Source organism: Aureimonas glaciei (genome assembly GCF_014643375.1).
GTDB lineage: Bacteria > Pseudomonadota > Alphaproteobacteria > Rhizobiales > Rhizobiaceae > Plantimonas > Plantimonas glaciei.
Genome location: NZ_BMJJ01000002.1, coordinates 114,491 through 128,499 on the forward strand (window position 1 = coordinate 114,491; position 14,009 = coordinate 128,499).

Annotated in this window: 14 protein-coding genes and 1 tRNA gene; 10 read left to right on the forward strand and 5 right to left on the reverse strand. The window is 65.3% G+C overall.

Annotated elements, in window-relative coordinates:
• The first annotated feature begins 10 nt into the window (after nucleotides 1-10).
• Nucleotides 11-763 carry a GntR family transcriptional regulator gene (locus IEX88_RS04615; RefSeq protein ID WP_188849414.1) on the forward strand — a complete coding sequence of 251 codons (753 nt, stop codon included), beginning with the start codon at nucleotides 11-13 and terminating at the stop codon, nucleotides 761-763.
• A 22-nt stretch (nucleotides 764-785) separates the two neighbouring features.
• Here IEX88_RS04615 and IEX88_RS04620 read toward each other — a convergent pair whose 3' ends face one another.
• On the reverse strand, nucleotides 786-1,202 hold the full coding sequence (locus tag IEX88_RS04620; protein ID WP_188849415.1) for a nuclear transport factor 2 family protein: 417 nt from the start codon (nucleotides 1,200-1,202) through the stop codon (nucleotides 786-788).
• A gap of 223 nt (nucleotides 1,203-1,425) precedes the next feature.
• Here IEX88_RS04620 and IEX88_RS04625 point away from each other — a divergent pair, with 223 nt between their 5' ends.
• The 5 genes from IEX88_RS04625 to hydA all read left to right on the forward strand — a co-directional run bounded on the left by IEX88_RS04625 (nucleotide 1,426) and on the right by hydA (nucleotide 6,731).
• Entirely contained in the window at nucleotides 1,426-2,214 is a 789-nt protein-coding gene (locus IEX88_RS04625) for an ABC transporter substrate-binding protein (RefSeq protein ID WP_188849416.1), read from the forward strand.
• 423 nt (nucleotides 2,215-2,637) lie between these two features.
• Nucleotides 2,638-3,312, forward strand: a complete 675-nt coding sequence (locus tag IEX88_RS04630; protein WP_188849417.1) for an amino acid ABC transporter permease — start codon at nucleotides 2,638-2,640, stop codon at nucleotides 3,310-3,312.
• Nucleotides 3,312-4,046, forward strand: a complete 735-nt coding sequence (locus IEX88_RS04635; RefSeq protein WP_188849418.1) for an amino acid ABC transporter ATP-binding protein — start codon at nucleotides 3,312-3,314, stop codon at nucleotides 4,044-4,046. Before IEX88_RS04630 ends, IEX88_RS04635 begins: the two co-directional genes overlap by 1 nt.
• Nucleotides 4,047-4,086: 40 nt before the next feature.
• Nucleotides 4,087-5,307 (forward strand): cysteine desulfurase-like protein, encoded by a 1,221-nt coding sequence (locus tag IEX88_RS04640; protein WP_188849419.1) that lies wholly within the window; start codon nucleotides 4,087-4,089, stop codon nucleotides 5,305-5,307.
• Between the two features lie 11 nt (nucleotides 5,308-5,318).
• On the forward strand, nucleotides 5,319-6,731 hold the full coding sequence (gene hydA / locus IEX88_RS04645) for a dihydropyrimidinase (RefSeq protein ID WP_188849420.1): 1,413 nt from the start codon (nucleotides 5,319-5,321) through the stop codon (nucleotides 6,729-6,731).
• Nucleotides 6,732-7,038: 307 nt separating this feature from the next.
• Here the strand turns inward: hydA and IEX88_RS04650 are convergent, their stop codons facing one another.
• Nucleotides 7,039-8,319, reverse strand: a complete 1,281-nt coding sequence (locus tag IEX88_RS04650) for an NAD(P)/FAD-dependent oxidoreductase (RefSeq protein ID WP_188849421.1) — start codon at nucleotides 8,317-8,319, stop codon at nucleotides 7,039-7,041.
• 209 nt (nucleotides 8,320-8,528) lie between these two features.
• Nucleotides 8,529-8,615 (reverse strand): small membrane protein YohP, encoded by an 87-nt coding sequence (locus IEX88_RS27365; protein WP_444542184.1) that lies wholly within the window; start codon nucleotides 8,613-8,615, stop codon nucleotides 8,529-8,531.
• Nucleotides 8,616-9,046: 431 nt separating this feature from the next.
• Between IEX88_RS27365 and IEX88_RS04655 the strand changes: the two genes are divergently transcribed.
• A tRNA-Pro gene (locus tag IEX88_RS04655) sits at nucleotides 9,047-9,123 on the forward strand.
• Between the two features lie 269 nt (nucleotides 9,124-9,392).
• Here the strand turns inward: IEX88_RS04655 and phnF are convergent.
• Nucleotides 9,393-10,169 carry a phosphonate metabolism transcriptional regulator PhnF gene (gene phnF / locus IEX88_RS04660; RefSeq protein ID WP_188849422.1) on the reverse strand — a complete coding sequence of 259 codons (777 nt, stop codon included), beginning with the start codon at nucleotides 10,167-10,169 and terminating at the stop codon, nucleotides 9,393-9,395.
• Between the two features lie 4 nt (nucleotides 10,170-10,173).
• A complete protein-coding gene (locus tag IEX88_RS04665; RefSeq protein WP_188849423.1) occupies nucleotides 10,174-11,337 on the reverse strand; it encodes an alpha-D-ribose 1-methylphosphonate 5-triphosphate diphosphatase in 1,164 nt (387 codons plus the stop codon).
• A gap of 103 nt (nucleotides 11,338-11,440) precedes the next feature.
• Between IEX88_RS04665 and IEX88_RS04670 the strand changes: the two genes are divergently transcribed.
• From IEX88_RS04670 to phnE, 3 genes are all read left to right on the forward strand, one after another.
• Nucleotides 11,441-12,298: a PhnD/SsuA/transferrin family substrate-binding protein gene (locus IEX88_RS04670; protein ID WP_188849424.1), complete on the forward strand. Its 858-nt coding sequence runs from the start codon at nucleotides 11,441-11,443 to the stop codon at nucleotides 12,296-12,298.
• A 178-nt stretch (nucleotides 12,299-12,476) separates the two neighbouring features.
• The gene (locus tag IEX88_RS04675) at nucleotides 12,477-13,163 is read left to right on the forward strand and encodes a phosphonate ABC transporter ATP-binding protein (protein ID WP_244639839.1); all 687 of its coding nucleotides are present in this window, start codon (nucleotides 12,477-12,479) and stop codon (nucleotides 13,161-13,163) included.
• Nucleotides 13,163-13,969, forward strand: coding sequence for a phosphonate ABC transporter, permease protein PhnE (phnE, locus tag IEX88_RS04680; protein WP_188849425.1), 807 nt, complete (start codon nucleotides 13,163-13,165; stop codon nucleotides 13,967-13,969). The genes IEX88_RS04675 and phnE overlap by 1 nt, the downstream gene beginning before the upstream one ends.
• The last annotated feature ends 40 nt before the right edge of the window (nucleotides 13,970-14,009 follow it).

Here is a 14,009-nt window from a genome sequence, read left to right on the forward strand (position 1 = left end):
ATAGATCGGCATGCGGGGCGACAGCGAGATCAAGAAGGCGACGGCGGACAAGGTCGGCACCATCTGCCGGGCGATCCGCCGCGCGATCCTGGAACGGGCGCTGGCGCCGGCCGACAAGCTGCCCGAGGACCAGCTCGGCGAGCGTTTTGGCGTCAGCCGCACCATCGCCCGCCATGCGCTGGGCCAGCTCGCCTCGGAAGGACTGGTGGAGCTGCGGCGCAATCGCATGGCCGTGGTGGCGACGCCCTCCTTTGAGGAGGCGCGCGACGATTTCGATATCCGCATCGAGCTCGAGCGCCTCGTCGTGCGCGCCCTCGTCGGCCGCCTCACGCCGCCGCAGATCCGCGATCTCCAATCCCATCTCGCCGCCGAGGAAGCCGCGCATGGCGGCCCGGAGGCGACCTCGATCCGCCTTGCCACCGAATTTCACGTGCTTCTGGCGGAGATGACGGAAAAGCCGATCCTCATCCGCTATGTCCGCGAGATCGCCTACCGCTCCTGCCTGGCGCTGGCCACTTTCGGCCGCCCGCATTCGTCCGAATGCGCCGTCAGCGAGCACCGCGGCCTGCTCGACGCCCTGATTTCCGGCAATGGCGACAAGGCCATGGCGCTGATGGCCGAGCATCTCGATGCCGTCGCCCAGCGCGCGTTGCTCACCGCGCCGGAGCCGCGCGGCCGCGACCTCATGGACATCCTCGCGCCCTATGCCGAGGCGGTCCAGCCGCCGGCCAAGGGCCGCAAGGCTCCCGCCAAGGTCGGCTGACGCCGGTCCTCGCCCGCAAGGGTCAGCGGCGCAGCGCGGGATCGAGAATCCACTCGGCGCTGTCGTTCCACACATCCATCTTGACGATCGCGCCGCCCCGCACGACGAAGCGGTCGACATAGCGGTTGCCGTCGAAGGGCGTACCATCAGGCCAGGCGCCATAGAGAAAGCCGGTGGAGTAGACCACGGTCTCGCCGTCGCCGGGCGCCACGTCGAAGCGCAGCATGCGCTTTTTCACCCAGGCATAGCGCGCCGCGTTGACGGAAGTCGGCCCGCGCGGGTGATCGAATTCCCGGCCACCGGTGAAGGTGATCGTGCAGCCCGGCGCCATGTAGGCGGCGGCGGCGTCAGGATCGGGAATCATCGACGCCTCGAGATAGTCACGCACGATCCGGGCGTCGTCCGAGAGGGCGGCGTCGGGCGGGTTGGATGCAGTCATCGCGTTTTCCTCTTCCCATCTTCGAAAAACAGTCATACAGTTTGACCTAGAAAATGCATGCAGAATTTTTGGGCAGTTTTCTGCACTTTGCCCCATAAATTAGGCAATGCCTGATCTGCCGGCCGGTCGATGCGGTCGCCCGTCCTGTCGGCCGCGCTGTGCCTCATGCCAGCGGCGGGCCGTGAGCCTTCGTCCTCGCAACCCTGCACCCCTGGAGAAAACGATGCGCCTGAAACTCCTTGCCGCCGCGATCGCGACCCTCGCGCTCGCCCATCCCAGCCTTGCCGAGAGCCTGAAAGTCGGCGCCAACATCGGCAATGTTCCCTGGGAGTTCCAGGACGCCAGCGGCCAGAATGTCGGCTTCGAGATCGAGCTGGCGACCGAAGTCGCCAAGCGCATCGGCTATGAGGACATCGCGGTCGAGAACATTCCGTTCAACGGCCTCTTCTCGGCCGTACAGTCGGGCCGCGTCGACACGGCGATCTCCTCGATCACCATCACGCCAAAACGCCTCTCCTCCGTCTCCTTCGCCCAGCCCTATTACGACAGCGACCAGTCGCTCTCGGCGCTGACGACGTCGGACGTGAAGGGCACCTCGACGCTCAAGGGCAAGATCGTCGGCGTCGACACCGGCTCGACCGGCGACATCTACGCGACGGAGAAGCAGGCCGAGCTCGGCATTGCCGAGATCCGCCGCTATGAGGGCCTCGCCCCCGCCATGCTCGACCTCGCCGCCGGCCGCATCGACGGCTACATCTCCGACATTCCCGCCGTCGCCTACTATATCAAGGACAAGCCGCAATACGCCGTGGTCGAGCGCATCAAGACCGGCGAGCAGTATTCGATGATGTTCGCCAAGGATTCCCCGCTCACCGCCAAGGCCAGCGAGGCGATCTCGGCCCTGAAGAAGGAGGGCTTCATCTCCAAGCTGCACGAAAAGTGGTTCGGCACCGTGCCGGAAGATACCACCAGCTCCGTCGCCGAGGCCGAGACGCCGAAGACCACGGACTGACCTCCAGCCGGACGCCATTCTTCTCCCCTCTGGGGTGAAGGTGGACGGCGCGCAGCGACGGCCGGATGAGGGGGCAAACGTTTGAGGTGATGGCACCACGCTCTGACCCGGCGTCCCCTCATCCCGCTGCCGCGACCTTCTCCCCGAAGGGGAGAAGAAGCTCATCTGCACAGGCCGCGACGGTCTTCCAGTGGAACGCTCACTCCGATGTAGTCATCCCGGGCTTGACCCGGGACCCATGCCGAGACGCTGTCATTGCCAAGCCGGTTCAGGATATGGCACCCGGTCCACCGCCCTCGATCATGTTCGGCGATTTGGCATGGATCCCGGATCAAGTCCGGGATGACTAATCTCTAAGGGAAGCGGCAGCTCGACGCTCCCCCGCGTCAATGACATCACCCCGACCCACACCCGAAAGCCCTGATGGACATCGTCACCACCTTCTTCAACATCGACGTGCTCTGGCAGAGCCTGCCGCGGCTCCTCGAGGGCCTGTGGGTGACGATCGCGCTCGGCGCGCTGTCGATCGCGCTGGGGCTCGTCGGCGGCATGGTGCTGGCGCTGGTCCGGCTCTACGGCGCGGCGCCGTTCCGGTTTCTGGCCGTCGCCTATATCGACGTGTTCCGGGCGCTGCCGGTGCTGGTCTGGCTCGTCATCGTCTACTACGCCTTCCCCTTTATCGGCATCCGCTGGTCGCCCTTCGTCTCCGCCTGCTTCGCGCTGACCACCGTGTCCAGCGCCTATACCGCCGAGATCTACCGAGCCGGCATCGAGGCGATCCCGCGCGGCCAGTTCGAGGCGGCGCAGTCGATCGGCCTGTCCGCCTGGAACGTGATGCGCGACGTCGTGCTGCCGCAGGCGATCCGGATCGTCATCCCGCCGCTCACCAACAATTCGATCAACGTCATGAAGGACACCGCGCTCGCCTCCGTGGTGGCCCTGCCGGACCTGTTGAAGCAAGCGACGCAGTCGCAGGCGCTCGCCGCCAACCCGACGCCGCTGATCGGCGCGGCGATCCTCTATCTCCTCCTGCTCCTGCCGCTGGTGCGCCTCGTCGCCCGCTTCGAGAGCCGCTATTCCAAAAGGGAGGCGCGCTGATGGAACCGCTCATCCGCATGCGCGGCGTCGGCAAGCGATTTGGCCAGTTCGATGCCCTGAAGAACGTCGACCTCGATGTCGCCGCGGGCGAAGTCGTGGTGCTGCTCGGCCCCTCCGGCTCCGGCAAGTCGACGCTGATCCGCTGCATCAACCATCTCGAGGAATACGATTCCGGCGACGTCTTTGTCGGCGGCATCCGAGTCGAGCGCGGCCGCAATCTCTTGAAGGTACGCCAGCAAACCGGAATGGTTTTCCAGGCCTTCAACCTCTTTCCCAACCTCTCTGTCCTCGACAATGTCGCGCTCGGTCCGGTCCGGGTGAAGAAGCTTTCCTGGGACGCCGCGCGCGAGAAGGCCCGAACGCTCCTTGGCCGCGTCGGCATCGCCGAGCAGGCGGAAAAGTTTCCTACGCAGCTCTCCGGCGGCCAGCAGCAGCGCGTCGGCATCGCCCGGGCGCTGGCGATGGAGCCGCGCATCCTCCTCTTCGACGAGCCGACCTCGGCGCTCGATCCCGAAATGGTCGGCGAAGTGCTGGACGTGATCAAGGGCCTCGCCCATTCCGGCGTCACCATGGTCCTCGTCACGCACGAGATGGGCTTTGCCCGCCAGGTCGCCGACCGCATCGTCTTCATGGAGGCCGGCGAGATCAAGGAGATCTCCCAGCCCGACGTGTTCTTCACCGCGACGACGAACGAGCGCGCTCGCGCCTTCCTCGACGCCGTCCTCAACCATTAGAACAAGCTACCGGCGCCCCGGCGCCAGACAAGGCAGACGCATGACCCTCGATCTCGATTTCGTTCGCTCCCAGTTCCCCGCGCTCGCCGGCGAATGGGCCTTCATGGACAATGCCGGCGGCAGCCAGGTGCTGCAGCGCGTCGCCGATCGCGTGAGCGACTATCTCCTGACGTCGAACGTCCAGACCGGCGCGAGCTACGCGCCGAGCCAGATCTCGACGGCCCGCGTCAGCGAGGCGCGCCGGGCGTTCGCGACCTTCATGAACGCCGCCGACGCCGGCGAGATCGTCATGGGCCCGTCGACGACGATCCTCATCCGCTTCCTGTCCGAGGCGATGACCGGCCGCCTGCAGCCGGGCGACGAGATCATCCTCACCAACACCGACCACGAATCCAATATCGGCCCCTGGCTGAAGCATGCCGAGCGCGGCGTCATCATCAAGTTCTGGAAGTGCGATCCCGAGACTTTTGAGCTCGACCTCGCCGATCTCAAGGCGATGATGACGGAGAAGACGAAGCTCGTCTGCGTCACCCATGCCTCGAACATTCTCGGCACGATCAACCCGATTGCCGAGATCGCCGACATCGTCCATGCCGGCGGCGCCGAGCTCTGCGTCGACGCCGTCGCCTATGCGCCGCACCGCGCCATCGACTTTGCCGGGCTCGGCGCCGACTACTACATCTTCAGCGTCTACAAGGTGTTCGGCCCGCATTTCGCCGTGATGGCCGGCAAGCGCGACAAGCTCTTGCAGCTCGACAACATCTACCACTATTTCTTCGACAAGAGCCGCGTGCCGCACAAGCTGGAGCCGGGCAATGTCAGCTACGAGGCGGCCTGGGGCTCGATCGGCGCCGTCGACTATGTCGAGGAACTTGGCACGCGGGGCGGCGCCGCTTCCGGCCGGCCCGCGATAGAGGCGGGCTTTGCCGCCATCGCCGAGCAGGAGCGGGCGCTGACGGCGCAGCTGATGGATTTCCTCTCGAGCCGCAATTCCGTGCGCATCATCGGCCGCACCTCGACCGCCATCGCCGACCGCGTCTCCACCGTCAGCTTCACCGTCGGCAAGGAGAACTCGCGCCGCATTGTCGAGGCCGTCGACGGCCACAAGATCGGCATCCGCTTTGGCGACTTCTACGCCAAGCGCCTCGTCGAGGAGCATGGGCTCGCCGCCCAGGAGGGCACTGTGCGCGTCTCCATGGTGCACTACAACACCGCGGCCGAGGTCGACCGGCTGATTGCCGCGCTCGAGCCGAACCTCTGAGGGGGGCGGACATGGATCTCGACCTCGTCATATCAGGCGGCACGGTGGCCACGGCCTCCGACGTGTTTTCCTGCGACATCGGCATCAAGGACGGCATCATCGTCCAGCTCGGCCATGATCTCGGCCCGGCGAAGGAAACGATCGATGCCACCGGGCACTACGTGCTGCCGGGCGGCATCGACAGCCATGTCCACATCGCCCAGCCCTCGGGCGAGGGGATCGTCATGGCCGACGGCTTCGAATCCGGCACGCGCTCGGCCCTTTTCGGCGGCAACACCACCATCCTGCCCTTCTGCCTACAGGAGAAGGGCCAGAGCCTGCGCGAGGCGCTCACCGGCTACCATGCGCTCGCCGAGGGCAATTGCTACACCGACATTTCCTTCCACCTGATCGTCTCCGACCCGACCGCCGCGGTGCTGGGCCAGGAACTGCCGGCGCTCGTCGCCGACGGCTACACTTCGTTCAAGGTGTTCATGACCTATGAGGGCCTCCGGCTGAACGATGCGGAGATCCTCGCCACCATGGATGTCGCGCGCCGCACCGGGGCGCTGGTCATGGTCCATTGCGAGAACGAGGACGCCATCGCCTACCTCATCGGCCGGCACGAGGCGGAAGGCGAGGTGCGGCCGCGCGCGCATGCGACGACCCGGCCCGTCGCCGCCGAGCGCGAGGCGACACACCGGGCGATGTCGCTGGCCGAAATCGTCGACGTCCCCGTCGTCATCGTCCACGTCTCCAACGGCGCGGCGATCGAGGAGATCCGGCGCGCCCGCGCCCGCGGCCGCAAGGTGGTGTCCGAGACCTGCCCGCAATATCTGATGCTGACCGCCGCCGACCTCGAGGGCATGGACTGGGAAGGCGCAAAATTCGTCTGTTCGCCGCCGCCGCGCGATGAAACCGAGCAGGAGGCCTGCTGGAACGGCTTGGAGGAGGGGACTTTTGACCTCTTCTCCTCCGACCACTGTCCGTTCCGCTACGACGATCCCGAGGGCAAGCTGAACCCGAAGGGCGCCGCCAATTTTCGGCACATACCCAACGGTATCCCGGGCGTCGAGACGCGGCTGCCGATCCTCTTCTCCGAGGGCGTGGTGAAGGGGCGCATCGATCTCTCCCGCTTCGTCGCGCTGACGGCGACGAACCAGGCCAAGGTCTACGGCCTCTACCCGCAGAAGGGCACGATCGCCATCGGCGCCGATGCCGATATCGCGATCTGGGATCCCACTGCACAGCGCACCATCCGCCACGCCGAGCTTCACGACGGCGCCGACTACTCGCCCTATGAAGGCCTGGCCGTCACGGGCTGGCCGACGACGGTTATTCTTGGGGGCAAGGTGATGATCCGCGAGGGTGCCCTCGTCGGAGCCAAGGGCGACGGCGCCTATCGCAGCCGCGGCCTGTCCAGCCTCATCGCGGCCCGCGGGTGAACCTCGTTGCCGTCGCGCGGGAGAGACGGCTTGCCGCCACGCCGCCGCGGCTGATGCAGGCCTACGCCATCGCGCGCTGAGGGTAGCGGGGGGCGTTCCGTATGCGGGATGGCGCGCTGCACACCCCCCTCTGCCCTGCCGGGCATCTCCCCCTCAAGGGGGGAGATCGGCCAAACGCCGACGGTCGTTGATGTCGACTTTCCCATAGACGAGACTGATCTCCCCCCTTGAGGGGGAGATGGCCGGCAGGCCAGAGGGGGGTATCTCGCGCCGGCGTCGATGGGCGGGCACCCGAGACCCGGAAGCCTCAGATCTTCGACGACAGATGCGCAACCTGCGCGCCGACCTCGTAATAGGCCTCGCGGACGCCGCGAAAACGCTGCGGCACGGGCTCTGTCACCGGCAGCGGCAGGTCTGCCTCCGGCAGCCGGCCGAGGATATGCGCCGCCAGCGTCTGGCCGAACACCGTGCCCGGTGCGATGCCGCGGCCGTTATAGCCGGAGAAGGACACCACCCGCTCGTCCAGCCGATGGAATTTCGGCAGTGAATCGGCGGTCATGCCGATCTGGCCGAACCACTCGGCCTCGAAGGCGACGCCACCGAGCTGCGGGAACAGGCGTTCCAGGCTCCGGCGCGCCCAGCGCCGATGGATCGCCGCGCCGCTGCCGCGCAGGGATCCGACGCTGCCGAAGACGAGGCGATCGTCCCGGTCGAAGCGGAAGGAGGAGAGAACGTCCTTGGTGTCCCAGCATCCCTGCCGCTCCGGCAGGATCGAGCGGGCGAGATTTTGCGACAGCGGCGCCGTGGCGATCTGGAAATAGGGCAGGCGGACGATCTCCCGGCGGATCTCCGGCCAGGGCGTCGCGGTATAGGCGTTCGTCGCGACCACCACCCAGTCCGCCGTCACCGAGCCGGCATCGGTGACGACGCGCCAGCGCGCGCCCTCCCGGGCATAGGCGGTGACGGGGCTGGCGGCGTGGATCGAGGCTCCCGCCGCCTCCGCTGCCTGCGACAGTCCGCGCACATAGGCGAGGGGCTGGATCGTGCCGGCGCGCCGGTCGAGCAGGGCAGCGCTGTAGGCGCCGGTGCCGACGCGTCGGGCGGTTTCGGCTGCGTCGAGCAGCTCGACATCGGCGCCGCGCACCTGCCATTGCCGGGCCCTTTCGGCCAGATCGGCCGCGCCCTTGGCGCCGACGCCGCAATGCAGCGTCCCGGTCCGGACCGGCTGGCAGTCGATGCCGTGGCGGTCGATGAGGTCGAAGACGACGCTGGGCGCCTGTCCCAGAAGGTCGAGCAGGCGCTGCCCGTGCACGGCGCCGAGCGCGCCGGGCAGGGCATCCGGCATCACCCACATGCCGGCATTGACGAGGCCGACATTGCGGCCCGAGCCGCCGAAGCCGACATCGACCGCCTCCAGAACGACCACACGCGCACCGGCCTCCGCCAGATGCAGCGCCGCCGACAGCCCGGTGAAGCCGGCGCCGACGACCACCACGTCGGCCGAATGATTGCCCAGGAGACGGCTTGTCGCGGAAGCAGCGGGCGCGGTTCTTTCCCAGAGACCGTGGGTGCGGGGATCATCGAGCATGGGGGCGTCCGGCGACAGGGGAAGGCCGCATGTCGCGGGCCTCAGATCGCCCCACCAAGACTGATACCGGCCGCGCCGGCAAGCGCCGGACAGGCCTGTCAGCATCTAATTCTGGCGACGCCTCCTTCTCACCGGTCGATCGACCGGCTCAGGCCGTCGCCCAGACGCGGAGAGTCCCGGAAGCCGTCCCGAGGACGCGGGTAAAACCGTCAGAAAATCAGTTTCAGGAGCCCGATCACGACGGCCAGGCCGATGAGGAAGATGATGATGGTGACGATGCCGATACCTTTGAGCATGGTGTTCTCCAGATGAGGGGTGACGGGGCGCGTGGGTCAAACGGCAGCTGGACGGTTCCGTTCCCCTCCCGAACCGTCGGCTTCGTCAAGTGTCTTCGGGCCCGCTCCGACACGGCGGCGGTCGACGGTGCCCGGGTCGACGCCCGCGGGATGCTCATGGTGCGTTGTGGCCCAAGACGGGGGAGAGAAGGACCTGTCGCGGCGATCATCCCGCTCGATCGACCGGGATCGCCCATCCTGTCGGCGACCTCGTTTGACGAGCCGTGAAGGCCTGTCACGGCCCGGCAACGAGCCCGGCGGGTACGCGCTGCCCGCCCCCGGATCGCGCGGCCGGACCCGGCCGATGCAGGCGCCGGCCGAGACCGTGAAGAATTCGGCGAAGCCACCTTGCGAGCCGGGCACCGGGCCGCTATAGACTGCCCCGCAGGTCACGGAGTGTAGCGCAGCCTGGTAGCGCACCTCGTTCGGGACGAGGGGGTCGCAGGTTCGAATCCTGCCACTCCGACCAGCACGCCGTTGATTGATCTGGCCTTCCCGACGCGCCGCCAGCGACCACCAAATCAGCGACCATCCCTTCGACCACCGAATGCAACGACAGCAACGCCGATCGAAACGTCGGTTTCGAGGCCGGGCAGTCATTCCGCGATCTTGAAGCGGTCGAGCGCAAGAGTCGACCGCGCCTCTCTGGGCTCAGTCGACGCCTATCGTGTTACGTGGGTGTGCAGGCGCAGCCCTTTGACGACCACCGGTGTACGCCAGCTGGACGCAACAACACCGTCAAAAAGCGAAATCGACGGACGTCAGAAGCCAACAACCGGAGCTCCATTCGATGCGGTGACCCTTGTCGTCGCAGTTGATGGAGCTGGTGCGAAACAAAGGTGTTCCAGGCGTCAAAGCCAGCTTTTTGGCCTCGTCGGCGGTGGCGAAGCCCCCGCTGATTCTGGTCTCGAGCCGGCGGTACTTGGCAATGCCGTGCGCGACGAACACGTCAGTGACCGACTGGCGACGTGCGTACACCGTTGCGAAGTCCGGTAGAACGTGAAGCGGGAAGAGCTTTGTACTGATTTGGATCGGCTGACCATCGGCTGAGCGCACGCGGCAAAGCCGAATCACCTTGGAACCCTCTGCAAGCTTCAATTGCTCGAGGGCGAAAGCGTCAGCATCCTCTTCCTCCAGCACGAGGGTCGCCGTGTCGACAATCTTACCGTCGGCGCGGAGGCTCTCAAAAAAACGGCTTCCGTCTCGCACGGACAGGACAGAAGGCGGGCTTCGGACAAAGACGCCAACTCCCTTGCGGGAAGTCAGGTGGCCTTCCTGCTGCATCTGCTGCAATGCGCGTCGCAGCGTGATGCGAGTGACCCCAAATGCCTCAGCGAGATGAACCTCCCCTGGAAGCCGACTCCCGGGAATAAGGCGGCCATCGTCGATCAACTGAACGAGGTGGTTATAGATCTGTCGCCAAAGAGGAATGTCGCTGCGTGGCACGAAGACGAAGTCCTCGAACGCTGGCGCACTGGAGGCAACGGCTCCTTTGTCGGGACTGGCAATGCCCATCTTGCTAAGCCGGTTCTCTCTCAAGGGCCGGCTGTGACCCCAGCAAATCACGCATGTAGACGAACTTCCCTTTGACCATTGTCGCGACCACTTCCGGGTGATGCTTGTCGGCAGCATCCACAAGGATGAGGTCGGCTCGATGGCCCGGTTCCAGACTCCCACGATCCATGAGTCCGATCGCCCTTGCCGGGTTGGCAGAAACGAGAGGCCAGAAGCGAGCCGTTGCTTCCATGTTCCCATCGGCCAGCTTGAACGCGGCATGGATCGGGGAGGGATAGTGATAGTCGCTGGTGAGAACGCTGCAGTGTCCATCCAGAACGGCCTCCGTCGCGTCAAGGGCGCCATTGTGGCTGCCGCCTCGCACAACATTGGGCGCACCGAGGATGACATCCTCGTCCGCCAGCCTGGCGGCTTGCGCTGTCTCTATGTTCAGTGGGAATTCGCAGGAATGGACGCCTAACGAACGAAACTGCATGCGGTCCTCCGGCGACGACTCGTCGTGGGCAAGGAGCATATTGCCGCGTTCGCGGGCAGACGCTGCCATGGCGGTGATCGCGTCGGGCACGTCATCCCGTCGATCCCAGACCCGTGCCAGGAGATCCATATACGCGTCGCGGCTCAACGACGACCGTTCCGCCATCTGCCCGATCTTGCGGGCGATGTTTCCCTTCAGCACCGATCCGGTGGTGTGGTCGTTGAAAGCGAGGATCGGCGCCGGCGTCAGCGACAGCCATTCCGTGACTTCCGCAACTGCATCGAGGGCAAAGGTTTCCCACCGCAGATGCAGGCGCGTATCGCAGCTCAGCCGGTCCCGCAGCGCATAGAGGGCTCGCACGAATGCCCGCGCCGCATCGATCGAACGCAAGCCAGGCTCCCAGGAGACTGTAACGCCATGAAAGGCGGTGGTGATGCCGTTCGCCACCAGCTGGCGGTCCGTATCGAGCAGCGCCATCCGGGTATCGAAGCGGACGCCCGGACGCGGCATGATCTGGCGTTCGAACGCGTCGCCGTGAACATCGACTATCCCCGGCAAGACCAGGAGGCCGTGGGCATTGATGCGCCGAGCATCCTGAACGGTCGCCGACAGCCGGTCGCCGCTGACGCAGATCGCCCCGTCGCTCCAGCCGTCTCCCACAAGAGAGAACCCGTTCTCGATCAAATAGCCCATCGCATCGTGCCTTGCTGCATCAGCCCTGTCATGCGCGCGTCACGCGCTGTCTATACAGATACCGCTGAAACCAATCTCCTGTCTATACAGCAAGGAAAACCAGATGCTCCGTTCTCTCATGGTCGCGCTCACCGCCACGATCCTGGCGTCCTGCCCCGCACTTGCAGATCCCGTGCGCTTTGCCGTCACGGACATCGAGGGCTTGGAGGCGCTCCAGCAGGAGTTCGGCGGTTTCCAGGCGGCCCTCGAAGCTGAGACCGGCCTCGACATCGAACTCATTCCGGTGAGCTCGCGCACCGCGGCCGTCGAGGCATTGAACGCAGGCCAGGTCGAACTCGTCCTCACGGGTCCGGCAGAGTACGTCGTCATGAAGGAACTCAGCGATCTCCGGATCGTGGTCGCCTGGCAGCGTCCGGATTATTTCGCGCAGATCGCAGTTTTGGCCAACGGACCCATCCGGAAACTCGACGACCTGAAGGGCAAGACGATCGCCTTCGGATCGGTCGGTTCGACGTCACAGCATCTTGGGCCAGCCCAGGCCCTGGCGGATCAAGGCGTCGTTTACGGCAAGGACTATGAGCCCACCATCATTTCCCGCAACGTCGCAGCCGAAGCGTTGATCCGCGGCGACATCGCAGCCGTCGGACTGAACTTCGGACACCTCAACTCGATCCGCAAAGCCTTTCCCGACCAAGCCTTTGCGGTTCTGGCTCGTGGCCGCGATCTCCCGAACGACATTCTCGTTGCACGCAAGGACATCCCCGAGGAGGTCTTCACCAAAATTCGGGATGCCTTCGTCGAGCACGGCGGCGATCTGATGGGCGCCGTACTCCAGGGCGAGGACAATCAGAAATTCAAGGGCGGGACATTCCTCGTCGACATCAAGGACAGCGACTACGACTACGTGCGCTCGATGTATCGCACGATCGGCGTCAACACCTTCTCTTCGTTCGTCGAGTAGCGCCTTGTCGGTTCTGGACACTCCTGCGCCCGATCTCGGTACACGATCCCGTCGCCATGATACCGCAGCCCCGCGGCAGGGCGCGGGGCGAGGGGACGGTGGCGCAAGGAACTCGGGTGACGCGCCGGTTATCATCCGTACGCGTGATCTCGGGAAGTCGTATGTCCCTGGCACTTCCGTGTTTTCGGCGGTGGAGATAGAGATCCGGGCCGATCAGCGTGTTGCGCTGATCGGGTCGAACGGGGCCGGCAAGTCGACCCTCCTGAAATGTCTGGTCGGCCTCCTGCCACCGACACAGGGCGACATCTCGACCCTCGGCGAGCAACTGACGGCGAAGACGACGCCGGCCCAGTTGCTGCGGCTGCGACGCCAGGTCGGCTTCGTCTTTCAGAACCACGGGCTGGTGGGCCGGCAGTCGGTTCTGACGAACGTGATCCAGGGCAAGCTCGGTCTGCCGGGCGGATGGCGCGGCTGGCATCAATCACTGGCGAACCAAAGCTGGCGCGAAGAGGCAATGGGCATCCTCGCCGATGTGCGCCTATCCGAAAAAGCAGGGTCTCGTGCCGATCAGCTCTCCGGGGGGCAGGCGCAACGCGTAGCCATTGCGCGTGCCCTCATTCGCCGGCCGAAGCTTTTGATCGCAGACGAGCCTGCAGCCAGTCTCGATCCCGCCGTCGGCCGCGAGATCATGTCGATCTTCTCCGACCTCGCCAGAGAGCACGCCATCACTTTGGTCTACACGACCCACGATATGCAGCACGCCTTGGACTATTCGGACCGGGTCATCGCCTTGAAGGCGGGCAAGGTGCACTTCGATCTGCCGACGGCGCTTGTCCGCAACTCCGATTTGGACGGCGTTTTCTGATGGCTGGCATTCCTTCCTCGTCCGCCACGCCATCCAGGCTGCCCTCGGTATCCGCCTTCTCCTTCACGATGTTCATCGCCTTCGCGGCCGTCTTCCTCGTGTCACTGGGTCAGGTCGCGCCGTCGCCGGAAAAGCTGATCTCCGGCATGCCGAGAATGCTCAACCTGGTCGACAGGATGCTGCCGCCGAATACCGATCCGGCGTTCCTTCAGCGGATGGGCTGGCGCATTCTCGAGACGCTTCAAATCGCTCTGGTGGGGACGGTGATCGGCGTTGTCGTGAGCTTGCCGATCGCCTGGCTGTCAGCTCGCGGCATCTCTCCGATCAGCGCGTTCCGACAAATCCCCAAAGCTCTGGTCTCCTTGTGTCGCACCGTACCCGATCTGGTATGGGCGCTGCTTTTCGTGTCGACCGTGGGCCTCGGTGCCGTTGCCGGTACGATGACGATCGTCGTCGATACGGTGGGATTCTGCGGGCGTTTCTTTGCCGAAGCGATGGAAGAGGCCGACAAGAAACCGCAGGAGGCCCTGAAGGCGATCGGCGCCTCCCGCCTCAGCATCCTCTGTGGATGCATCCTGCCGGATATCATGCCGACGCTGATCAACAGCTCGCTCTTCGCGCTGGAAAAGGCCGTCCGCTCGTCGGTTGTCCTGGGCCTCGTCGGTGCCGGCGGCATCGGACAGGAGTTGAAGGTGGCTTTCGACTTGTTCCAGTACCAGAACGCTTCGGCGATCATCCTCGCCATCTTTGCGATCGTCGTGACCATGGAATTCGTGACGGATCGGCTGCGCACCAAATTTCAGTAGCCGCGGCTTTCTGAAAGGCCTTGTCGCAACGCCGATCCTG